Genomic DNA, 20,171 nt, shown 5'->3' with positions numbered 1-20,171 from the left:
CTCAGCCCTGACTGGTGGTGCTGAGCACCGCGGGCCGCCGGGAGGCGATCACCTTGCGGGCCAGCGAGCGCGGGCTGGTGAGGAAGCCCCAGCCCCAGGACATGTGCATGGTGGCGAGGGCGACGGGGATCTGGAGCCGCGCCTTCAGCGGCAGGCCCTTGCCCGCCGGGAGGGAGCCGAGGGCGATCGCCGCGAGGTAGCCGCCCGGGATCAGGAAGCCCCAGGGGGTGAGGGCCGCGCCCACGACCAGGCCGGCCGCGATGGCGCACACCGCGGTCGGCGGGGCGAGGTAGCGCAGGTTGATGGAGCCGGCGTGGTAGCGGGCGACGACGTGCCGCCAGCGGCCGTAGTCCTTGTACTGCTTGGCCAGCGCCTTCACGCTCGGCCGCGGGCGGTACGACACCTTCAGCTCGGGCGAGAACCAGATCAGGCCGCCGGCCTCGCGGATGCGGAAGTTCAGCTCCCAGTCCTGGGCGCGGATGAACTCCACGTTGTAGCCGCCCTGCTGCTCCAGCGCCTCGCGCCGGAAGACACCGAGGTAGACGGTCTCGGCCGACTGGGCCTCGCCGCCGGTGTGGAAGGCCGCGTTGCCGACGCCGATCCTCGACGTCATCGCGGCGGCGACGGCGTGCTCCCAGTCGTTCTCGCCCTCGGCGTGCATGATGCCGCCGACGTTCTGCGCGCCGGTCTCCTCCAGGAGCCGTACGGCGGTGGCGATGTAGTTCGGCGAGAGCATGCCGTGGCCGTCGACGCGGACGACGATCGGATGGCGGGAGGCCTTGATCGCGGCGTTCAGCGCGGCGGGCGTGCGGCCCGTCGGGTTCGGCACGGTGTGGACGCGGGGGTCTTCGCGTACGAGCTCGGCGGCGATCTCGTCCGTGCGGTCCGTGGACGGACCGAGGGCGATCACGACCTCCATCTCGCCGGCGTACTCCTGCGCGAGGATCGCTTGGACGGCTCCGCGCAGATGCCGTTCCTCGTTGAGGACGGGCATGATCACAGACACGGCGGGGAGCTGCACGTCGGGCTTGGCGTTCATAGGGGCCTCACGTTACCGCGAACGGGGGACACCGGTGCGCGCCGCCCGGGGCGGTGCACCGGGCCACAGATCGTATGGGCCTACGGTGCTCAAGATCCCACGTACGGCCCTCGCGGAGGTGTCCCCCATGCCCACGCCGCCCCGCTCCCCCTCCAGGCCGCCGCAGCGCCGCCGGCGTCCCCCCGTACGGCGCAAGAAGCCGCGCTGGGCCATGCGGGCGGTGACCACGCTGTCGGTCGTGGTGCTGGCCTCCGCGGGGATCGGGCACGCGGTCGTGACCAGCCTGGACGCGGACATCGCGCGGGTGGACCCGTTCAAGGACATGAAGAACCGGCCGCGGGCGGGCCACGGGATGAACGTGCTGCTGGTCGGCACCGACGGGCGGGACCGGATCTCGGAGGAGGAGCGGCGGCTGTACCGGCTCGGCGGGGCGCCCTGCCACTGCACGGACACGATCATGATCGTGCACATCTCGGAGGACCGGGAGCGGGCGAGCGTGGTGAGCCTGCCGCGCGACTCGTACGCGATGACGCCGGCGCATGTCGACGCCACGAGCCGGAAACGGCACCACGGGCATCCGATCAAGCTGAACGCGGCGTACGCGGAGGGCGGGCCGCAGCTGACCGTGCGGACGGTCGAGGCGATGACCCGGGTGAAGATCGACCACTATCTGGAGGTCGACTTCACCAGCTTCATGAAGACGGTGGACGTGCTGGGCGGGGTGAAGATCTGCACCGCCGAGCCGTTGAAGGACTCGTACACCGGCCTGGACCTGCCGGCGGGGACGCACGACCTCAAGGGCGGGGCGGCGCTCCAGTACGTGCGCGCGCGGCATGTGGACGGCGCCTCGGACCTGGGCCGGATGCAGCGGCAGCAGCGCTTCCTGGCGGCGCTGGTGGACCGGGCGACCTCGTCCGGGATCCTGCTGAACCCGATGAAGTTCCGGGACGTGACCCGGGCCGTGCTGGGGTCCGTGCGCGCGGACAAGGAGTTCGGCACGGACGAACTGCTCGACCTCGGGCGGGCGATGCGGAACTTCTCCCCTTCGTCCTCGGAGTTCACGACCGTGCCGATCGGGCAGATGGGGTACGTCGTCAAGGGTGTCGGATCCACGCTGAAGTGGGACGCGGCGAAGGCGGAACGGCTGTTCTCGGCCCTGCGCGAGGACAAGCCGCTGTCGGTGCGGCGGACGGAGGGCAAGGCGCTGAAGGTGGAGGTCGCGCCGCAGCAGATCCGGGTGCAGGTGGAGAACGGGACGGGGACGGCCGGGCTGGGCAAGCGGGTGGACGCGGCGCTCGCCTCCACGGGGTTCCGTACGACGCGGGTGCCGGTGAACGCGGCGGACCGTGAGGTCCGGCGGACGGTCGTCGCGTACGACCCGCGCTGGGACCGCTCGGCGAAGTCGCTGGCCGCGGCGTTGCCGGGCAGCGAGCTGCGGCCGGTGAAGGGGCTGGGGGCGACGCTGAAGGTGATCGCGGGGGCGGACTTCCGGCAGGTCCGAAAGGTGCGTGCGGTCGATCCTGCGCGGGGGGAGGCCGGAGTGGTGCGAGGGGACGAAGTGGGGTGCAAGTAGTCCGGGGCTGAGGCCGGGGGTGGGTGCGCAGCCTGGCGCGGCGGGGTGCCGACTGCGCCCACCCATGCCGCCCCAGGAAGCTGCGCTGGTGCTAGTCCTCGATGCCCTCCGCCGCCCTCTTCTCCCGCAGCTCCATGATCGCCCGGCGGCGGGCCAACCGGTGCGTCCGGCGGATCTGGGCCTCCTGGTAGCGGCGCTTGTCGCGTTCCGTTTCCGGGACGACCGGGGGGACGCGGCGGGGCTTGCCGTCGGCGTCGACCGCGGCGAAGACCAGGTAGGCCGAGCCGACCTGGGTGGGCGGCGTGGACTCGTTCCAGCGTTCGGCGAGGACGCGGACGCCGACCTCCATCGAGGTGCGGCCGGTCCAGTTGACCTGGGCCTTGACGTGGACGAGGTCGCCTACGCGGACCGGCTCCAGGAACGCCATCTCGTCCATGGAGGCGGTGACCGCGGGTCCGCCGCTGTGCCGCCCCGCCACCGCGCCCGCCGCGTCGTCGACCAGTTTCATGATCACGCCGCCGTGCACCGTGCCCAGCAGGTTGGTGTCACTGTGCGTCATGATGTGGCTGAGCGTGGTGCGCGAGGCGGAAGTGGGCTTGCCCGGGATCTCCGGGGTGTCCGATTCCACTGCCGAGGCCTGTTCTGTCATGGCCTCCACCTTATGCCGAGGTGACAGACGCGGAATTTGTGTCGGGTTCGCAACAGCACCGCCCCTATTTTCCGCCGACCCTTGTAAGACACACAGCCGTGCCCTGCACACTGGGGCCCATGAACAACTGGCCCGAAGGATGGTCCGACGACAACCGCGGCAGCGGCTACGGACACGGCAGCGCGAGCGCACAGCCCGAGAGCGCCCGTGTCATGCGGCAGGTCCGCCGCGGTCCGGCGGCACCGCCCGGCGGGGGCCAGCCGGCGCCGCCGTACGGAGTGCCCTCGCAGCCGTCGTACGACGGACCGGGCCAGGACGGGTACGGCGACTACGACAGCGGCTACAACACCGGCCAGGTCTACGGCTCGCCCCCGGGCGGCCAGGACGGCGGCAGCGGGATGCGCGAGCCGCGTCCCGCGCCGAACTGGCGGCGCCGTATCAAGTGGACCGCGATCACGGTCGTGACCGTGCTGGTCGTGACGACCGTCGGCACGTACTTCTGGGCCGACTCCAAGCTCAACCGTGACGTCGACCTGTCGAAGGTGATCGACCGGCCGGAGGCGGGCGAGGGCACGAACTACCTGATCGTCGGTTCCGACAGCCGCGAGGGCATGACCGACGAACAGAAGAAGGATCTCCACACCGGGTCCGCCGAGGGCAAGCGCACGGACTCGATGATGATCCTGCACACCGGTGACAACGGCCCGACGCTGATCTCGCTGCCGCGCGACTCCAACGTCACGATCCCGAAGTTCCAGGGCTCGGAGTCCGGCAAGATCCTTGAGGGCATGGGCGCGAACAAGCTGAACGCCGCCTACTCGATCGACGGCCCGACCCTGCTGGTGCGCACGGTCGAGTACAACACCGGACTGCACATCGACCACTACGTCGAGATCGGCTTCGCCGGTTTCGCGAACATCGTGGACGCGGTCGGCGGTGTCGAGATGGAGATCCCGAAGGGCGGCATCAAGGACTCCAAGTCCGGCGCCGACCTGAAGGAGGGCAAGCAGACCCTGAACGGCGAGGAGGCCCTCGCCTTCGTCCGCACCCGGTACGCGCTGGCCGGCTCCGACCTGGACCGCACGAAGAACCAGCAGAAGTTCCTCTCCGCGCTGGCCAACCAGGTCGCCACCCCGAGCACGGTGCTCAACCCGTTCAAGCTGTACCCGACGATGAGCGCGGGCCTGGACACCCTGGTCGTCGACAAGGACATGAGCCTGTTCGACCTGGTCGACATGTTCTGGGCGATGAAGGGCGTCAGCGGCGGCGACGGCAAGTCGATGAACATGCCGCTCGCGGGCAACGCCTCGAACGGCAACCTCCAGTGGGACATGACGAAGGTCAAGACGCTGGTGAACCAGCTGAAGAACGACGAGAAGGTCACCGTCTCGGGCAACTGAGCGCGTGGAGGGCGGTCCGCCGGGCATCGCGTCCCCGGCGGACCGCCCTCACCTCTTACACCCTGCCGCTCCTACGCCCTTCCGCCGACCGTCCTCGGGTGCTTCTCCACCCGCCAGCCGCCGGCCGCGTACCCGAAGTTCCCGACGACCAGCTGAGGCGTGCCGAAGCCGCCCTTGCCACCGTTGAGGGCCTCCCACACTCCCGCGTCGCCGAACCCGACGAGGTCCGCGCTGCGGTCGCCGGTCAGGTCGGCCACGAAGCGGGGGTGCTTCTCGACCCGCCAGCCGCCCGCGTCGTAGGCGAAGTTCTGTACGACCAGCTGCGGGTCCTGGAAGGTGCCGTCGCCGTTGTTGAGCGACACCCATACCCCGGCGTTGCCGAACCCGACGATGTCGGCGCGGCGGTCGCCGGTCAGGTCGGCCAGGAAGCGCGGGTGCTTCTCGACCCGCCAACCACCCGCGTCGTAGGCGAAGTTCTGTACGACCAGCTGCGGGTCCTGGAAGGTGCCGTCGCCGCTGTTCAGCGACACCCACACCCCGGCGTTGCCGAACCCGACGATGTCCGCCCGGCCGTCGCCCGTCACGTCGGCCAGGAAGCGCGGGTGCTTCTCCACCCGCCAACCACCCGCGTCGTACGCGAAGTTCCGCACCGCCAGCTGCGGGGCGTCGAAGGTGCCGTCGCCGTTGCTGAGGGACACCCACACTCCGGCGTCGCCGAAGCCGACGATGTCGGCGCGCCGGTCGCCGGTCAGGTCGGCCAGGAAGCGCGGGTGCTTCTCGACCCGCCAACCCCCGGCGTCGTAGGCGAAGTTCGACACCATCAGCTCCGGGTTCCGGAACGTGCCGTTGCCGTTGCTCAGCGCCACCCACACCCCGGCGTTGCCGAACCCGACGATGTCCGCCCGGCCGTCGCCCGTCACGTCGGCCAGGAAGCGCGGGTGCTTCTCCACCCGCCAACCACCCGCGTCGTACGCGAAGTTCGCCACGACCATCTTCGGCGCGGTGAACGATCCGCCGCCCTGGTTCAGTGACACCCACACCCCCGCGTCGCCGAAGCCGACGACGTCCGCGCGGCGGTCGCCGGTCAGGTCGGCCAGGAGGCGCGGGTGCTTCTGGGTGCGCCAACCGCCCGCGGTGTAGCCGAAGTTGGCTATCACCATCTTCGGCGCGGTGAACGAGCCGCCGCCCTTGTTGAGCGACACCCACATCCCCGCGTCGCCGAAGCCCGCGATGTCCGCCCGGCCGTCGCCGGTCAGGTCGGCGCCGGCGGGCGCGGCCGCGGGGACGACCAGGGGGCTGGTGACGGCGCGGCGGGCGTTGACCCGGCCGCGGCCGAGCATGCCGACGAAGCCCGGGTTCGCCGCGTCGACGTCGTCGCAGGTGCTCTCGATGATCCGGCGGACCTGCGCGTTGGTCAGCTCGCGGTTGCGTGACCACACCAGGGCGGCGACACCGGCGACATGCGGGCTCGCCATGGAGGTGCCGTCCAGGAAGCGGTGGTTGCCGTTGAGGTACGTCGACCAGATGTTGACGCCCGGGGCGGCGACGTCGACGTTGGTGCCGAAGTTGGAGAACGTCGCCCGGACGTTGTTCTGGTCCAGCGCGGCGACCGAGACGACCTCCGGGTAGACGCCGGGGTACTGCGGGGTGATGTCGGTGTTGTTGTTGGCGTTGCCCGCGGCGAAGCAGATGAGGACGCCGTCGGCGACCGCGTCCTGGATGGCGGTGCGGATACCGGCGTGGTCGCCGTTGGCGCGCCAGCTGCAGTTGACGACGTAGCGGCGGTCGAGGTGGGCGAGGGACTGCCGGCGGACGTAGTCGATGGCGTCGGCGCGGTTCTGGTTCATGCCGGCGGTCAGGTTCACGCGCAGCGGCATGACCCGGCAGCCGGGTGCCACGCCGATCACCCCGAGGGTATTGTCGACGGCGGCGATCGTCCCGGCGACATGGGTGCCGTGGCCGTCCTCGTCCTCCGGTACCCGGTCGCCGGCGTCGGAGAAGTCCCAGTCCTCGCTGCCCCGGGGCAGGAGGTTCGCGGCGAGGTCGGGGTGGTCGAGGTCGGCGCCGGTGTCGATGACGGCGACGATCACCTCGGGGTCGCCACGGGTGAGGTCCCAGGCGTCCGTGGCGCCGATGTCGACGCCCGCCGTGCCGACGACGCCGTCGACGGTCTGGCCGGTGTTGCGCATGCCCCACAGGCGGGCGAAGTCGGGGTCGTCGGGCACATACTGGGCGTCGTTGAACCCGGCCTCGGAGGGCTCGGCGAACCGCACCTCCGGCACCTCGGAGAACTCCTCGATCGTCGCGAAGAGGTCGTGGCCCTCGGGGACCTTCAGGGTGTAGTACCCGGGCGTCCGCTGGGCCACGGCGATGCTGCTGCCGTGCTCGGCGATGATCTCCTCGGCCCGCGCCGCGTCGACGTCGGACCGGAACCGCACCGTGAGCTCGCCGGGCACGAAGTACCGGGACGCGCCGTCCTCGTCGATCATCACCGGCAGTGAGTCGACGACCTCCGGCTGCTCGGTGAGGGCGGCCGCGTCCGTGTGGGCCGCCGGGTCGAGGTAGACCGCGGCGAATCCGCGGTCGAGGTTGTAGCCCTGGCTGACGGAGAGCAGCGGCCGGGCCTCGACCAGGTGGTCGACCGTCTCGCCCGTGGCCTCGGACGGCAGCAGGACCATGGCCTCGGTCCCGGACGGCCGGAAGGTCCGGCGGCGGCCGCTCGCCTTGTCGACGTAACTGAACTCTGGCGCTGATGTGCTCATGTGGTGCCCCCGTTGGCGCTCGTGGTCTGTCGCCGACGGATCCCGCCGACGCGGCGGGGGTCGGCAACCATGCGGGACCACCCTCCTCCTGGCCGTACGGCCCGCCCAGGGCCGCGTCCGGGAAGCAGCCCGAGATACGCCGAGCGGCCGACCGGCCGGGCCCTGGACTGCGTAGTGAGGGGCACCCTCGCGGATGCCCCTCGGACGGTCGTGGGACCGCGGTCACATGGTGGCGCCGGCCATCGTGCGGCAGCTCTGCGCACAGCGGCGACACGCCTCGGCGCAGCGCATCATCTGCGGGTCGTCCGGCATGGACATACACGCCTCCGCGCACATCTCACAGGCCCTGGCGCACATCGCGCACATCTCGGCCGACATGGGCGAGCGGCGCATCATCATGTCCGCGCACATGCGGGTCGTCTCGGCGCAGTCCATCAGCGCGCGCATGATCTGCATCTGGGCCTGGCCGCCCATCTGCATGCAGCTGCTCATGGTCTCCTCGCACACGCTGTGGCAGTTCATGCACGCCTCGACGCAGTCCTGCATCTCCTTGCTCATCGCGGTCATGGATCCGGTCTGCTCCTGCATGGCTCCTCCTGGAGGGAATGCGGGGCCCGGGGGTCGGCCCCGCGTCCCCTCCGTCGTACGCCTGCCCGGCGCCCGGCGCCACCGGCGAAAGCTACGGTTTGCGGCCCACGCCGCCGAAATGGGTGACCTCGACGATCTCCCCGTCGGTCGTGTCGGGGCGCCAGCGGGAGCAGGAGACGAGGCCGGGTTCGAGGAGTTCGACGCCCTCGAAGAGGCGGACGAGGTCGGCGCGGCTGCGCAGCGTCATGGGCGCCGAGCCCTGGCCGTTCCAGTACTCCACGGCCGTCCTCATGGCCTCACCGTCGACCTCGGTGGTGGGGTGGGAGACGACCAGGTGGCTGCCGGCAGGGACGGCGTCGAGGAGGCGGCGGACGATGGCGGCGGCCTCGTCGGTGTCCATGACGAAGTTCAGGATGCCCAGCATGGTGATGGCGACCGGCCGGGTGAGGTCCAGGGTGCGGGCCGCGCCCGCCAGGATCGCCTCCGGGTCGTGGACGTCGGCCTCGATGTAGTCCGTGGCCCCCTCCGGCGCGCTGGTGAGCAGGGCGTGGGCGTGGGTGAGGACGAGCGGGTCGTTGTCGACGTAGACGATCCGGCAGGACGGGTCGATCCGCTGGGCGACCTCGTGGGTGTTGTCGGCGGTGGGCAGGCCGGTGCCTATGTCCAGGAACTGGCGGATGCCGGCCTCCTCTACGAGATGGCGCACCGCGCGCTCCAGGAAGTGCCGGTCCGCCACCGCCGAACGGGGCAGGGCCGGGACGAACGACAGGATCTGGTCGCCGACCTCCTCGTCCACCGGGTAGTGGTCCTTGCCGCCCAGCCAGTAGTTCCAGATCCGCGCCGAGTGGGAGACGTCCGTGCGCAGGCGGGCGGCGCGGGCCACGCCCTCGTCGTCGTGCGATGGCGGGATGGGGTCGGACATGACGCCGGTCTCCTTCGGACGCGTACGGTCGGGATGCGCACCAACGTAGGCACAACTCGGCCTCTTTGGCGGGTACTTGACCAAGCTCCAGGAAACGGCGAAGCCCCCGGCAACGGATGTGCCGGGGGCTTCCTCCAGTCGTCGCTACGGCAGGTTGCGCGCCATGACGATGCGCTGGACCTGGTTCGTGCCCTCATAAATCTGCGTAATCTTCGCGTCGCGCATCATGCGCTCCAGCGGGTAGTCACGGGTGTAGCCGTAGCCGCCGAGCAGCTGGACCGCGTCCGTGGTGGCCTCCATGGCCACGTCCGAGGCGAAGCACTTGGCGGCCGCGCCCAGGTAGGTGAGGTCGGCGTCGCCGCGCTCGGAGGCGGCGGCGGCCTGGTAGGTCAGGGCGCGGGCGGCCGAGATCTTCATGGCCATGTCGGCGAGCATGAACTGGATGCCCTGGAAGTCGCCGATCGGCTTGCCGAACTGCTTGCGCTCCTGGACGTAGCCCTTGGCGTAGTCCAGGGCGCCCTGGGCGATGCCGAGGGCCTGGGCCGCGATGGTGATGCGGGTGTGGTCCAGGGTCTTCATCGCGGTGGCGAAGCCGGTGCCCTCCTCGCCGATCATGCGGTCGGCGGGGATGCGGACGTTGTCGAGGTAGACCTCGCGGGTCGGGGAGCCCTTGATGCCGAGCTTCTTCTCCGGGGCGCCGAAGGAGACGCCCTCGTCGCTCTTCTCGACCACGAAGGCCGAGATGCCCTTCGAGCGCTTCGTCGGGTCGGTCACGGCCATGACCGTGTAGTACTCGGAGACGCCCGCGTTGGTGATCCAGCGCTTCACGCCGTTGAGGACGTAGTGGTCGCCGTCGCGGACCGCCTTGGTCTTCATGCCGGCCGCGTCGGAGCCCGCGTCCGGCTCGGAGAGGCAGTACGAGAACATCGCGTCGCCCTTGGCGAGCGGGGTCATGTACTTCTTCTTCAGCTCCTCGGAGCCGGAGAGGATGACGGGCAGCGAGCCCAGCTTGTTCACGGCCGGGATGAGGGAGGAGGACGCGCACACGCGCGAGACCTCCTCGATCACGATCACGGTGGCCAGCGCGTCGGCGCCGGCGCCGCCGAACTCCTCCGGCACGTGCACGGCGTGCAGGTCGTTGGCAACCAGGGCGTCCAGCGCCTCCTGCGGGAAGCGGGCCTCCTCGTCCACCGCGGCGGCGTACGGCGCGATCTTCGCCTCGGCCAGCGAGCGGACGGCGTCACGGAGCATGTCGTGCTCCTCGGACGGGCGGTACAGGTCGAAGTCAGCCGATCCGGCCAAGGTCTCTCACGCTCCAAAGACGCTGCGATGCCTGTGCTAATTACCGTTAAGTAACTCAAATTTTAGGGGGCTGCTCACGCAACGGATACGTGAGCTTGGCGACAGCGGGAAAAGTGCCCGGTGGGGCGCGTTCTCATGCCCCGACTATGCTCGGGCAGCGCACCGACGCCGCCCCACCCCACTGGAGTCCCCATGGCCCTCAAGATCACCGTGATCGGTACCGGCTACCTCGGCGCCACGCACGCCGCGGCCATGGCCGAGCTCGGTTTCGAGGTCCTGGGCCTGGATGTCGTGCCCGAGAAGATCGAGATGCTCCAGCGGGGCCAGGTCCCGATGTACGAGCCCGGTCTTGAGGAGCTGCTGCGCAAGCACGTGGCGGGCATCGAGGGCTCCAGCGGGCGGCTGCGCTTCACGATGGACTGGGCCGAGGTGGGGGCGTTCGGCGACGTCCACTTCGTGTGCGTGAACACTCCGCAGCGGCACGGCGAGTACGCGTGCGACATGTCGTACGTCGAAGCCGCCTTCGCCGCGCTCGCCCCGCACCTGACCGGCCCCGCGCTCGTCGTCGGCAAGTCCACCGTCCCGGTCGGCTCCGCCGAGCGCCTCGCCGCCTACCTCGCCGAGCACGCGCCGGCCGGGCAGGACGCCGAGCTGGCCTGGAACCCGGAGTTCCTGCGCGAGGGCTTCGCCGTGAACGACACCCTGCACCCCGACCGGATCGTGGTCGGCGTGCGCAGCGAGCGCGCCGAGAAGCTGCTGCGCGAGGTGTACGCCACGCCGCTCGCCGAGGGCACGCCGTTCGTCGTCACGGACTTCCCGACGGCCGAGCTGGTGAAGACCTCCGCCAACTCCTTCCTCGCCACCAAGATCTCCTTCATCAACGCGATGGCGGAGATGTGCGAGGCCTCGGGCGGCGATGTCGCCAAGCTCGCGGAGGCGATCGGCTACGACGACCGGATCGGCCGCAAGTTCCTGCGGGCGGGCATCGGCTTCGGCGGCGGCTGTCTGCCGAAGGACATCCGTGCCTTCATGGCCCGGGCCGGTGAGCTGGGCGCCGACCAGGCGCTGACGTTCCTGCGCGAGATCGACTCGATCAACATGCGCCAGCGCGGCCAGATGGTGGAGCTGGCGCGGGAGGCGCTGGGCGGCGGGTCGTTCCTCGGCAAGCGGGTGGCGGTCCTCGGTGCGACCTTCAAGCCCGACTCGGACGACGTGCGGGACTCGCCCGCGCTGAACGTCGCCGGGCAGATCCACCTCCAGGGCGGCCAGGTGACGGTCTACGACCCGAAGGGCATGGACAACGCCCGCCGTCTCTTCCCGACCCTCGGCTACGCCGACTCCGCCGAGGCGGCCGTCCGCGGCGCCGATGTCGTCCTGCACCTGACCGAGTGGAGCGAGTTCCGCGAGCTGGACCCGGGGGCGCTCGGCGAGGTCGCGGCCACCCGTCTCATCCTCGACGGCCGCAACGCCCTCGACCCGGCACTGTGGCGCAAGGCGGGCTGGACGTACCGGGCGATGGGACGTCCTACGGCCTAGGTTCGCCGGACGGGCCCCGATCGTCTCCGCCGGCCGACTCGGCGCGTTCCTGGGCGGCCATGACCTCGTCGCCGTGTTCGAAGGCCCAGGCGCCGAAGGCCTCGATCGACGGCAGGAGGCTGCGGCCGAGGCCGGTGAGGCGGTAGTCCACGCGGGGCGGGGCGCCGGGGTGGGCGCGGCGGGACACCAGTCCGTTGAACTCCAGCCGGCGCAGCGTCTCGGTGAGCACCTTGGGACTGATGCCGCCGATCCGCTCGCGCAGCACGCCGGGCCGCGCCGGGCCCGTGCGGAGCGCCCAGATCACCACGGCGTTCCAGGTGTTGGCGAGCAGGTCGAAGGCGAGCCGGGCGCGGCAGTCGGCGAGAAAGCTCTGGTCGGTGGTCACTTACCGAATGGTGCCCGAGCCGCTGGCTAATTTCCTTGTCCAGGCGACGACTTGGGAGGAACGCCATGAGGATCGGGATCATCGGCACGGGCTCCATGGCCCGGGCGCTGGGCGGACAGTGGGCACGGACCGGCCACGACGTCCTGGTGGGCGGACGGGACGAGGGCCGTACGGCGGCGCTCGCGACGGGCATCGGAGCGCGGGCCGGTTCCCTGCGGGAGGCCGCACGGCACGGCACGGACGCGGTGCTTCTCGCGGTGCCGTACGCGGCGGCGGCCGAGGTGGTCTCCGGGCTTGGCGACACCTTGGCGGGCCGGACGCTGATCGACTGCACCAACCCGGTGGGGCCCGGCTTCCGGCCGACGACCGGGCACGGCCCCTCGGCCGCCGAGCGGATCGCCGCCGCGGCGCCCGGCGCCCACGTCGTCAAGGCGTTCAACCTGTGCCACGAGAGCGTGTGGCGGCTGACCCCGCCGGTCTTCGACGGCCGCCCGCTCGCCGTACCCCTGTGCGGCGACGACACGGCGGCCCTGGACGCCGTACGACACCTCGTACGCGACCTCGGCTGCACCCCGGTGAACGGCGGCGGCCTGGACCGCGCGGGCCTGCTGGAGGCGACGGCCGCGTTCCTGATCGGCCTGTGGGTGAGCGAGGGCGCGGACGCGCAGGCGATCGTTCCGCCACGGGAGTACGCCGGGGTGTGAGCGCCCCGAAGGGGCGCGGGGAACGGCGCGACCAGCCCCCACGCACCCGCAGACGGAAACGGCCCAGCTCAGCGCGGCGACACCGCTTCGGCCGAGGCTCAGTCGGCCGAAACGGCGTCTTGCGGCATTCTGCCGCACACCTCTCGGCCGCGTTTTACTTCGCCCGATAGCGCCGCATCTTCGCCCGCGCCCCGCACACCTGCATCGAGCACCAGCGGCCGCGTCCGGCGGGGCTGCGGTCGTAGTAGGCCCAGTGGCAGTCGGCGGCCTCGCAGGCCTTGAGCCGGGTCCAGGTGCCGGCGACGAGTGCCTCGGCCACCGCCGCGGCGACCTGTGAGAGGAGGGTGCCGTCGGCGGTGGGGGTCAGTGCGGCCGAGCCGTCGCCTTCGTCGATCGTCACCCGTAGCGGCGCCCGCGCCAGCAGTTCGCCGAGCGGGGTCACCTCGCGATGCGGCTGGTGACCGGCGTGGGCCAGCAGCGCGGCGCGCAGCGACTCCCGCAGCTCCCGTGCGTCCGCCACGTCCTGCGCGGCGAGCCCGAAGCGGGCGTGTCCGTCCGCCGAGTCGAGCGTGTCCGTGCCCGACTCGATGTCGAGCGTGTTGACCAGACTCTCGATCAGCGCCAGACCGCCGGGGGCGACTGCCTTGCCACTCATGTCGTCGACCTCCTGGCAGCGACGTTACCTCCGGGGCGGTATCGGCAGTAACGCGGCCGGGTGGTCACTCCCCGGAGGCGCGGATCACCTCGGCCGCGTTGCGCAGGCGGGTCGCCTTGTCGGCGCGCTCCTTGGCCGTCGCCGCGGCGTGCTGCTTGATCATCCGCTGCTGGACGGTCGCCTCCGCGCGGCTCCAGACGTCCACCAGGTCCACCGACTCCTTGCACCGCACATCGGCGGTCGCCAGCTCGATCTCGGCGGCGGGCACGGTGGGCGAATCGAGGCGGGCGGTGGCGATGCTCCTGAGCGGGTCGGGGTAGTCGAAGCCCGCCTTCCGCATGCACGCGGACCACTCCGCCAGCGTCTTCTTCACCGCGGGCTTCTGCTGGGACTCGGTGAACGAGTCGGTGTTGATGCGGCTGACCACTCCGGCCTCGGACGTGAGGTCCGTGCGGCCCAGCAGTTTCCGCTCCGCCTCCTGGGAACAGCCGCCGGGCGGAACGCTCTTGCCGCCGACCTTGCGTACGGGGGCGGTGTATCCGGGGAGCAGGCGGGAGCGCCCGGTGTCGCCGTCGAGGAGCTGCCCGCCGGTGAGCGCGTCCGTCTCGTCCTTCGAGGGCTCGTGGTCGGCGCGCTCCGGGGCCGTGTTGTCCTCGGGCAGCAGGTGGTAGCCGTAGCGCTGGGCGGCCGGGAGGTCGATGACGCCGTATCTGCGGTCCTGGCGCGGGACTGTGGGCGTCGGTGCGCTCCAGGAGAACCCGAGCCGTTCCATGCACTCGGTGACGAGGATGTTCTTCGCCCTGGACACCTCGGCGTACTCGGTTGCGCTCAACCGGTAGTCGGAGACGGGGAGTTCGACATGCCGGAGGGCGAAGTCGCTCGGTGCGGGGCGGGAGTTCTTCGCGCTGGGGGCCGCGGGCTCTTCGTGCGCGTCGGTCGCCGAGCAGCCGCCGAGCAGTCCCGTCGTGAGGGCGGACACCAGGGCGGCCAGGAGAGTCGTATGCGCGCGTCGGTGTCTCATCTCGGCTCCAGCGGGGAGGTGGCGGGTGCGGCCGCCCGCGAAGGCGGCCGCACCCAGGGGTCGTTCGGTACGTGGAGCGGTCAGCAGACCAGCACGGAGGCGTTCTCGTTGTACGTGTTGACGAGCTGCCGGTACGTGTGGCCACCGATGTAGTCGTTGGGGCCCGCGTAGTTGCTGTTGTAGTACACGCGCCAGCAGGGGCTGCCCGGGTTGGCGGCGCTCGCCGCGTTGTTCTTGACGGGCTCGCCCTGACCGGCGTTGGTCGTGCCCTGGTGGCCGAAGATCCAGGGCTCCAGGTCGGACACGCTACGGGTGAACGCGGCGAACGACCCCTGCTGGTCGGAGTTGTAGAAGAGACACATGCGGTTGGTCCACAGGCTGGTGGCCTCGGCGCACAGGTTGTAGCCCGCGGTGCCCGCGTGGGCCGGCGGCGCGGCTATCCCGACCATGGCGGCCGTACCGACGGCCGCCATCGCCACCGCGCCGAGTCGCGTCTTCTTCATGTAATTCCCCTAGGGCGAAGGTGCGTTCATGAGTGCGGGCTTCCCAGCGCAGCGCTCCGCACGGACCGGGCGCGTTTCCCCGTTCCGTGCACGGCCTCCGCATTGATCAACCCCCGAACGCAAGTTACCCGAGGGGCACATGGGGCGTCCACCGACCCCTGACCAGGCCCGTCGCGGGCTTCTCCAAATGGGGAGGCGGACGGTCACCGTTACCGGCTACTCTCCTTTAGAGGTAACGGCAACCGTCGCTTCAAGGAGGAAGTCATGGCTCTCGCCAAGCTGGACGTCGTCGTCCTGGACTGTCCCGACCCCCGCACCCTGGCCAAGTTCTACGCCGGTGTCCTCGGCGGCACCGTGGAGGGCGAGGGAGAGTGGGTGGACCTGAAGGTGCCCGGCGGGCAGCAGCTCGCGTTCCAGGCCGCCCCCGGCTTCGTACCGCCGAAGTGGCCCGCGCCGGACCACTCGCAGCAGTTCCATCTCGACCTGGCCGTCGACGACCTGGACGCGGCCGAGCAGGGCGTCCTGGCACTCGGCGCGAAGCCGCTGGACACCGAGGACCGCACGCGGACCTTCCGGGTCTACGCGGACCCGGCCGGGCACCCGTTCTGCCTGTGCGCCTGCTGAACCCCGCGCGCGTCAGCCGTCCAGCTCCGCGATCTTCGCCGTCGAGGGCTCCCGGCGCTGCTGGGCCGCCCGGGCCGTGAAGTCGGCGGTGCGCAGGACTCGTTGGGCATTGCCCCAGGTCAGCAGGGCAAGGTCGGCCTCCGACCAGCCGCGGTGCAGCAGCTCGGCGACGAGGTGCGGGTAGCAGGAGGCGTCGGCGAGGTCCTGGGGGTGGGCGGTGCCGGCGTCGTAGGTGCCGGCCAGGCCCACACAGCCGGGGCCCGCGACCGCGCGGACGTGGTCGAGGTGGTCGGCGACGTCCCGGACCGAGGGACCGGTCTGCTCGGCGGTCAGCGGCACCATGCACAGGCCCTTCGCGGCCCCCAGCTCGGCGAGCAGGTCGTCGGGGAGGTTTGCGGGGTGCGGGCGCAGGGCGCGGGCGGCCGAGCGGGTGAACAGCACCGGCGTCTTGGAGGCGGCGAGCACCCGCCGGCTGGTCTGCTCGGAGGCACCGGAGAGGTCGGCGAGCACGCCGAGCCGGTTCATCTCGCGGACGACCTCCTCGCCGAAGCGGGTCAGGCCCGCCTCGCTGGCCCAGGAGGTGCCGGCCAGGGTCAGCACACGCAGTCCGAGGCTGTGCAGCACGCGCAGGATGCCGAGGGAGTCGTCGAGGGCGGCGGCCGTGGCCGGGCCGAGCAGCACCGCCGCCCGGCCGCAGTTGCGGGCGTCGATGACCTGCCCGGCGGTGTGGGCCAGCCGTAGCCCTTCGGGGTGGGACGCGATCACCGTGCGGACCAGGTCCAGCTGCTCCAGGGTGGCGGCCACGGCCCGGTCGGCGGCCAGTCCCTCGGGCAGGTGCAGCGAGCAGAACAGTGCGCCGACATGGCCCTGGCGCAGCCGCGGTACGTCGGTGTCGACGGCGCTCTCACCCAGCTCCAGGTCGTACCAGGGCAGATGGCGCAGCGCCCAGGGCAGCCCGCTGTAGCCGTCGGCGACGGGGTGGGCGGCGAGGAGGGCGTGCGCGCGCTCCAGCGGCTCGGCGTCCGGGTCGAGGGCGGCCGCGGCGGGCGGCTCGACCGGGAAGGGGTCGTCCAGGGGCAGGTCGTCGAGCGAACCGACCTCGGTCGTGGGGTGCAGGTCGTCCTGGAGGTCTGCCATGGCGGTCTCCGTACGTGCGCGAGCGGTCGGTGTACGGTCACCGTTGCACGGGGTGCCGGGGGGCTTCCTGGTGGACGGGGCGTTCGGGCGTCCGCCGGTTCAGCGACCCCGTCGGCGCCTCACTGTTCCTGCGCCGCCTCGATCACCTCGTCGAGCGTCTCCCGGGAGCGCACCAGCTCGGCGATCATCCGGTCGATGCGGTCGCGCTCCTCGGTCAGGTCCTGGACCAGCCTGGGCGTGGCGACGGCCGAGGGCCCGCCGTCGGCGTCCCGCATGCAGGGCAGCAGCTGGGCGATACGGCTGCTGTGCAGACCCGCCGCGAACAGCTCCTGGATCCGGATGACGCGGTCCACGGCCGCCTCCGGGTAGTCCCGGTGGCCGCCCGGGGTGCGCTCGGCCCGCAGCAGCCCCCGGGTCTCGTAGTAGCGCAGCGACCGCTCGCTCACTCCGGTGCGCCGGGCCAGCTCACCGATCCGCATGGCCCGGCCCTCAGGCGTCCAGCACGTCGATCGTGGCGTTGGACGGCGCCCGCGTGGCCTGGAGCTCCCGTGCCACGTCCTCCGCCGCGCCCAGCACCCGTACGGAGTTCTGCCAGGTCAGCTTGGCCAGGTCCGGCTTGGACCAGCCGCGGTCGAGCAGCTCCGCGATCAGGTTCGGGTAGCCGGAGACGTCGTTCAGACCGTCCGGGGTGAACGCCGTGCCGTCGTAGTCGCCGCCGATGCCGAGATGGTCGACGCCCGCGACCTCGCGCATGTGGTCGAGGTGGTCGGCGACCGTGGACACCGTGGCGATGGGCCGCGGGTAGCGCTCCTCGAAGGCGCGGTGCACCTTCATCGCCTCGGCGGTGGTGTCGAGGTGGTGAAAGCCGTGCTCGCGCATGTTCTCGTCCGCGGCCGCCGTCCAGTCGACCGCCGCCTGGAGCACGAACTTCGGCACGAACGTCACCATCGCGACGCCCCCGTTGGCGGGCAGGCGCTCCAGGACGTCGTCCGGGATGTTGCGGGGGTGGTCGCACACGGCCCGGGAGGAGGAGTGGGAGAAGATCACCGGCGCGGACGTGGTGTCCAGCGCGTCCCGCATGGTCGAGGCGGCGACGTGCGAGAGGTCGACGAGCATGCCCTCGCGGTTCATCTCCCGCACGACCTCCCGGCCGAAGGCCGACAGGCCCCCGACGCCGGGCTCGTCGGTCGCGGAGTCCGCCCAGTCCACGTTGTCGTTGTGGGTGAGGGTCATGTAGCGCACGCCGAGCGCGTACAACCCGCGCAGTGTGGCGAGGGAGTTGGCGATCGAGTGCCCGCCCTCCGCACCCATGAGCGAGGCGATACGGCCCTCCGCGCGCGCCGCCGCCAGGTCGGCGGCGGCCAACGCGGCCCGCAGGTCGGCCGGGTGACGGTCGATCAGCTGGCGTACGCAGTCGATCTGCTCCAGCGTGGCCGGCACCGGGTCGGGCAGGTCCGCGCGGACGTAGACCGACCAGTACTGCGCCCCGACACCGCCCGCCCGCAGCCGCGGGATGTCGGTGTGCAGGTGAGCGCCCTGATCCGTGCCGATGTCACGGGCGTCGAGGTCGTAGCGGACCTGCTCGCGCAGGGCCCAGGGCAGGTCGTTGTGCCCGTCGACGACGGGGAACTCCCGCAGCAGCTCGCGTGCCTCGTCCAGAGCGCTCACCGGCGTCACTTCCCGGAACCGAAGCCGAAGCCGGCCGTCGAGCCGTCGACCTTGGCGCGCAGGCGCTTGCCCTTCTCGGTGGCCTGGTCGTTGAGCTCCTGCTGGAACTCGCGCATCCGGCCGAGGAGTTCCTCGTCGTGCGCGGCGAGGATCCGGGCGGCCAGCAGACCGGCGTTGCGGGCACCGGCGACGGAGACGGTCGCGACCGGGACACCGGCCGGCATCTGCACGATCGACAGCAGGGAGTCCATGCCGTCGAGGTACTTCAGCGGCACGGGCACGCCGATGACCGGCAGCGGGGTGACGGAGGCGAGCATGCCGGGCAGATGGGCGGCGCCGCCCGCACCCGCGATGATCACCTTGATGCCCCGGTCCGCGGCCTGCTCGCCGTAGCCGATCATCTCGCGCGGCATGCGGTGCGCGGAGACGACGTCGACCTCGTAGGCGATCTCGAACTCGTCGAGGGCCTGGGCGGCGGCCTCCATGACGGGCCAGTCGGAGTCCGACCCCATGACGATGCCAACAACGGGGCTCATTCTGTGATCGTTCCTCTGAGGTAGTCGGCAGCGTGACGGGCGCGCTCCAGCACGTCGTCCAGGTCGTCGCCGTAGGTGTTGACGTGGCCGACCTTGCGTCCGGGCTTCACGTCCTTGCCGTACATGTGGATCTTCAGCTGGGGGTCGCGGGCCATGCAGTGCAGGTACGCGGAGTACATGTCCGGGTAGTCGCCGCCGAGGACGTTGACCATCACCGTCCACTTGGCACGCGGGCGCGGGTCGCCGAGGGGGAGGTCGAGGACGGCCCGGACGTGGTTGGCGAACTGCGAGGTGATGGCGCCGTCCTGGCTCCAGTGGCCCGAGTTGTGCGGGCGCATCGCGAGCTCGTTGACCAGGATGCGGCCGTCGCGGGTCTGGAACAGCTCTACGGCGAGGTGGCCGACGACGCCCAGTTCCTTGGCGATGCGCAGGGCCATCTCCTCGGCCTGCAGCGCGAGGGTCTCGTCGAGGTCGGGGGCCGGGGCGATCACGGTGTCGCACACGCCGTCGACCTGCCGCGACTCCACCACCGGGTAGGCGACGGCCTGGCCGTGCGGGGAGCGTACGACGTTGGCGGCGAGCTCCCGCACGAAGTCGACCTTCTCCTCGGCGAGCACGGGCACGCCTGCCTTGAAGGGGGCCTGAGCCTCCTCGGCGGAGTCCACGACCCACACGCCCTTGCCGTCGTAGCCGCCGCGCACGGTCTTGAGGACGACGGGGAAGCCGTCACCCTCCGCGGCGAAAGCGGCCACGTCCGACGGGTCGCTCACGATGCGGTGCCGTGGGCACGGCACTCCGATCGCGTCGAGCTTCGCCCGCATCACACCCTTGTCCTGGGCATGCTGAAGCGCATCGGGGCCGGGGCGCACGGGGATGCCGTCCGCCTCCAGAGCCCTGAGGTGCTCGGTGGGTACATGTTCGTGATCGAACGTGATCACATCGCACCCGCGCGCGAAGTCACGCAGCGTGTCCAGGTCGCGATAGTCGCCGAGGACGACTTCGCTCACCACCTGGGCCGCGGAATCCTGAGGGGTGTCACTGAGGAGCTTGAACCTGATGCCCAGCGGGATGCCTGCTTCGTGTGTCATACGAGCGAGCTGGCCCCCGCCGACCATGCCGACTACCGGGAACGTCACGCCCCCAGGGTATCGGTCACGCCACCGGGGC

The 20,171-nt window shown here is 71.3% G+C and carries 20 protein-coding genes; 5 read left to right on the top strand and 15 right to left on the bottom strand.

What is annotated here, in order from left to right:
- Position 1: 1 nt before the first annotated feature.
- A complete protein-coding gene (locus AB0Q90_RS37935; RefSeq protein WP_363164934.1) occupies positions 2 to 1,039 on the bottom strand; it encodes a glycosyltransferase family 2 protein in 1,038 nt (345 codons plus the stop codon).
- 127 nt (positions 1,040 to 1,166) lie between these two features.
- Here AB0Q90_RS37935 and AB0Q90_RS37930 point away from each other — a divergent pair, with 127 nt between their 5' ends.
- A complete protein-coding gene (locus AB0Q90_RS37930) occupies positions 1,167 to 2,612 on the top strand; it encodes an LCP family protein (protein WP_363164933.1) in 1,446 nt (481 codons plus the stop codon).
- Between the two features lie 91 nt (positions 2,613 to 2,703).
- Here AB0Q90_RS37930 and AB0Q90_RS37925 read toward each other — a convergent pair whose 3' ends face one another.
- The gene (locus tag AB0Q90_RS37925) at positions 2,704 to 3,261 is read right to left on the bottom strand and encodes an acyl-CoA thioesterase (RefSeq protein ID WP_363164932.1); all 558 of its coding nucleotides are present in this window, start codon (positions 3,259 to 3,261) and stop codon (positions 2,704 to 2,706) included.
- Between the two features lie 119 nt (positions 3,262 to 3,380).
- Here AB0Q90_RS37925 and AB0Q90_RS37920 point away from each other — a divergent pair, with 119 nt between their 5' ends.
- Positions 3,381 to 4,661, top strand: a complete 1,281-nt coding sequence (locus tag AB0Q90_RS37920; protein WP_363164931.1) for an LCP family protein — start codon at positions 3,381 to 3,383, stop codon at positions 4,659 to 4,661.
- Between the two features lie 71 nt (positions 4,662 to 4,732).
- On the opposite strand, the gene AB0Q90_RS37915 is transcribed toward AB0Q90_RS37920, so the two are convergent.
- The 4 genes from AB0Q90_RS37915 to AB0Q90_RS37900 all read right to left on the bottom strand — a co-directional run bounded on the left by AB0Q90_RS37915 (position 4,733) and on the right by AB0Q90_RS37900 (position 10,235).
- Positions 4,733 to 7,423: a S8 family serine peptidase gene (locus AB0Q90_RS37915; RefSeq protein ID WP_363164930.1), complete on the bottom strand. Its 2,691-nt coding sequence runs from the start codon at positions 7,421 to 7,423 to the stop codon at positions 4,733 to 4,735.
- A 222-nt stretch (positions 7,424 to 7,645) separates the two neighbouring features.
- Positions 7,646 to 8,011 (bottom strand): four-helix bundle copper-binding protein, encoded by a 366-nt coding sequence (locus AB0Q90_RS37910; RefSeq protein WP_363164929.1) that lies wholly within the window; start codon positions 8,009 to 8,011, stop codon positions 7,646 to 7,648.
- A 91-nt stretch (positions 8,012 to 8,102) separates the two neighbouring features.
- Positions 8,103 to 8,933 (bottom strand): SAM-dependent methyltransferase, encoded by an 831-nt coding sequence (locus tag AB0Q90_RS37905; RefSeq protein ID WP_363164928.1) that lies wholly within the window; start codon positions 8,931 to 8,933, stop codon positions 8,103 to 8,105.
- A gap of 144 nt (positions 8,934 to 9,077) precedes the next feature.
- Positions 9,078 to 10,235, bottom strand: coding sequence for an acyl-CoA dehydrogenase family protein (locus AB0Q90_RS37900; protein WP_363164927.1), 1,158 nt, complete (start codon positions 10,233 to 10,235; stop codon positions 9,078 to 9,080).
- A 192-nt stretch (positions 10,236 to 10,427) separates the two neighbouring features.
- Here AB0Q90_RS37900 and AB0Q90_RS37895 point away from each other — a divergent pair, with 192 nt between their 5' ends.
- Positions 10,428 to 11,771 carry a UDP-glucose/GDP-mannose dehydrogenase family protein gene (locus AB0Q90_RS37895; protein ID WP_363164926.1) on the top strand — a complete coding sequence of 448 codons (1,344 nt, stop codon included), beginning with the start codon at positions 10,428 to 10,430 and terminating at the stop codon, positions 11,769 to 11,771.
- On the opposite strand, the gene AB0Q90_RS37890 is transcribed toward AB0Q90_RS37895, so the two are convergent.
- The gene (locus AB0Q90_RS37890; RefSeq protein WP_363164925.1) at positions 11,761 to 12,156 is read right to left on the bottom strand and encodes a helix-turn-helix domain-containing protein; all 396 of its coding nucleotides are present in this window, start codon (positions 12,154 to 12,156) and stop codon (positions 11,761 to 11,763) included. The genes AB0Q90_RS37895 and AB0Q90_RS37890 overlap by 11 nt on opposite strands.
- A gap of 65 nt (positions 12,157 to 12,221) precedes the next feature.
- Here AB0Q90_RS37890 and AB0Q90_RS37885 point away from each other — a divergent pair, with 65 nt between their 5' ends.
- Positions 12,222 to 12,860 (top strand): NAD(P)-binding domain-containing protein, encoded by a 639-nt coding sequence (locus AB0Q90_RS37885; protein ID WP_363164924.1) that lies wholly within the window; start codon positions 12,222 to 12,224, stop codon positions 12,858 to 12,860.
- Positions 12,861 to 13,014: 154 nt separating this feature from the next.
- Here AB0Q90_RS37885 and AB0Q90_RS37880 read toward each other — a convergent pair whose 3' ends face one another.
- The 3 genes from AB0Q90_RS37880 to AB0Q90_RS37870 form a co-directional block, all read right to left on the bottom strand.
- Positions 13,015 to 13,515 (bottom strand): CGNR zinc finger domain-containing protein, encoded by a 501-nt coding sequence (locus AB0Q90_RS37880; RefSeq protein ID WP_363164923.1) that lies wholly within the window; start codon positions 13,513 to 13,515, stop codon positions 13,015 to 13,017.
- A gap of 64 nt (positions 13,516 to 13,579) precedes the next feature.
- Positions 13,580 to 14,536 (bottom strand): hypothetical protein, encoded by a 957-nt coding sequence (locus tag AB0Q90_RS37875; protein ID WP_363164922.1) that lies wholly within the window; start codon positions 14,534 to 14,536, stop codon positions 13,580 to 13,582.
- Between the two features lie 80 nt (positions 14,537 to 14,616).
- On the bottom strand, positions 14,617 to 15,039 hold the full coding sequence (locus tag AB0Q90_RS37870) for a peptidase inhibitor family I36 protein (RefSeq protein WP_363164921.1): 423 nt from the start codon (positions 15,037 to 15,039) through the stop codon (positions 14,617 to 14,619).
- A gap of 264 nt (positions 15,040 to 15,303) precedes the next feature.
- Here AB0Q90_RS37870 and AB0Q90_RS37865 point away from each other — a divergent pair, with 264 nt between their 5' ends.
- A complete protein-coding gene (locus AB0Q90_RS37865) occupies positions 15,304 to 15,663 on the top strand; it encodes a VOC family protein (protein WP_363164920.1) in 360 nt (119 codons plus the stop codon).
- Positions 15,664 to 15,675: 12 nt separating this feature from the next.
- On the opposite strand, the gene AB0Q90_RS37860 is transcribed toward AB0Q90_RS37865, so the two are convergent.
- The 5 genes from AB0Q90_RS37860 to AB0Q90_RS37840 form a co-directional block, all read right to left on the bottom strand.
- Positions 15,676 to 16,800 (bottom strand): dipeptidase, encoded by a 1,125-nt coding sequence (locus tag AB0Q90_RS37860; RefSeq protein WP_363164919.1) that lies wholly within the window; start codon positions 16,798 to 16,800, stop codon positions 15,676 to 15,678.
- Between the two features lie 119 nt (positions 16,801 to 16,919).
- Complete coding sequence (locus AB0Q90_RS37855) at positions 16,920 to 17,279, bottom strand: MerR family transcriptional regulator (RefSeq protein WP_363164918.1); 360 nt, start codon at positions 17,277 to 17,279, stop codon at positions 16,920 to 16,922.
- Between the two features lie 10 nt (positions 17,280 to 17,289).
- Complete coding sequence (locus AB0Q90_RS37850; RefSeq protein ID WP_363164917.1) at positions 17,290 to 18,468, bottom strand: dipeptidase; 1,179 nt, start codon at positions 18,466 to 18,468, stop codon at positions 17,290 to 17,292.
- Positions 18,469 to 18,473: 5 nt separating this feature from the next.
- Complete coding sequence (gene purE, locus AB0Q90_RS37845) at positions 18,474 to 19,004, bottom strand: 5-(carboxyamino)imidazole ribonucleotide mutase (protein ID WP_363164916.1); 531 nt, start codon at positions 19,002 to 19,004, stop codon at positions 18,474 to 18,476.
- Positions 19,001 to 20,140, bottom strand: coding sequence for a 5-(carboxyamino)imidazole ribonucleotide synthase (locus AB0Q90_RS37840; RefSeq protein ID WP_363164915.1), 1,140 nt, complete (start codon positions 20,138 to 20,140; stop codon positions 19,001 to 19,003). Before AB0Q90_RS37840 ends, purE begins: the two co-directional genes overlap by 4 nt.
- Positions 20,141 to 20,171: the final 31 nt, after the last annotated feature.

The organism is Streptomyces sp. NPDC079141, assembly GCF_040686775.1.
In the GTDB taxonomy this organism is placed as follows: Bacteria; Actinomycetota; Actinomycetes; order Streptomycetales; family Streptomycetaceae; genus Streptomyces.
The sequence above is the reverse complement of the archived record's forward strand: the minus strand, read 5'-3'. Positions and strand labels throughout refer to the sequence as shown.

What these genes read in the sequence shown, in the direction of transcription:
- AB0Q90_RS37875 (WP_363164922.1), bottom strand. Translation starts at nt 14,536, where the DNA reads ATGAGACACCGACGCGCGCATACGACTCTCCTGGCCGCCCTGGTGTCC.
- AB0Q90_RS37930 (WP_363164933.1), top strand. Translation starts at nt 1,167, where the DNA reads ATGCCCACGCCGCCCCGCTCCCCCTCCAGGCCGCCGCAGCGCCGCCGG.
- purE (WP_363164916.1), bottom strand. Translation starts at nt 19,004, where the DNA reads ATGAGCCCCGTTGTTGGCATCGTCATGGGGTCGGACTCCGACTGGCCC.
- AB0Q90_RS37880 (WP_363164923.1), bottom strand. Translation starts at nt 13,515, where the DNA reads ATGAGTGGCAAGGCAGTCGCCCCCGGCGGTCTGGCGCTGATCGAGAGT.
- AB0Q90_RS37920 (WP_363164931.1), top strand. Translation starts at nt 3,381, where the DNA reads ATGAACAACTGGCCCGAAGGATGGTCCGACGACAACCGCGGCAGCGGC.
- AB0Q90_RS37895 (WP_363164926.1), top strand. Translation starts at nt 10,428, where the DNA reads ATGGCCCTCAAGATCACCGTGATCGGTACCGGCTACCTCGGCGCCACG.
- AB0Q90_RS37915 (WP_363164930.1), bottom strand. Translation starts at nt 7,423, where the DNA reads ATGAGCACATCAGCGCCAGAGTTCAGTTACGTCGACAAGGCGAGCGGC.
- AB0Q90_RS37885 (WP_363164924.1), top strand. Translation starts at nt 12,222, where the DNA reads ATGAGGATCGGGATCATCGGCACGGGCTCCATGGCCCGGGCGCTGGGC.
- AB0Q90_RS37860 (WP_363164919.1), bottom strand. Translation starts at nt 16,800, where the DNA reads ATGGCAGACCTCCAGGACGACCTGCACCCCACGACCGAGGTCGGTTCG.
- AB0Q90_RS37870 (WP_363164921.1), bottom strand. Translation starts at nt 15,039, where the DNA reads ATGAAGAAGACGCGACTCGGCGCGGTGGCGATGGCGGCCGTCGGTACG.
- AB0Q90_RS37905 (WP_363164928.1), bottom strand. Translation starts at nt 8,933, where the DNA reads ATGTCCGACCCCATCCCGCCATCGCACGACGACGAGGGCGTGGCCCGC.
- AB0Q90_RS37910 (WP_363164929.1), bottom strand. Translation starts at nt 8,011, where the DNA reads ATGCAGGAGCAGACCGGATCCATGACCGCGATGAGCAAGGAGATGCAG.
- AB0Q90_RS37925 (WP_363164932.1), bottom strand. Translation starts at nt 3,261, where the DNA reads ATGACAGAACAGGCCTCGGCAGTGGAATCGGACACCCCGGAGATCCCG.
- AB0Q90_RS37855 (WP_363164918.1), bottom strand. Translation starts at nt 17,279, where the DNA reads ATGCGGATCGGTGAGCTGGCCCGGCGCACCGGAGTGAGCGAGCGGTCG.
- AB0Q90_RS37935 (WP_363164934.1), bottom strand. Translation starts at nt 1,039, where the DNA reads ATGAACGCCAAGCCCGACGTGCAGCTCCCCGCCGTGTCTGTGATCATG.
- AB0Q90_RS37865 (WP_363164920.1), top strand. Translation starts at nt 15,304, where the DNA reads ATGGCTCTCGCCAAGCTGGACGTCGTCGTCCTGGACTGTCCCGACCCC.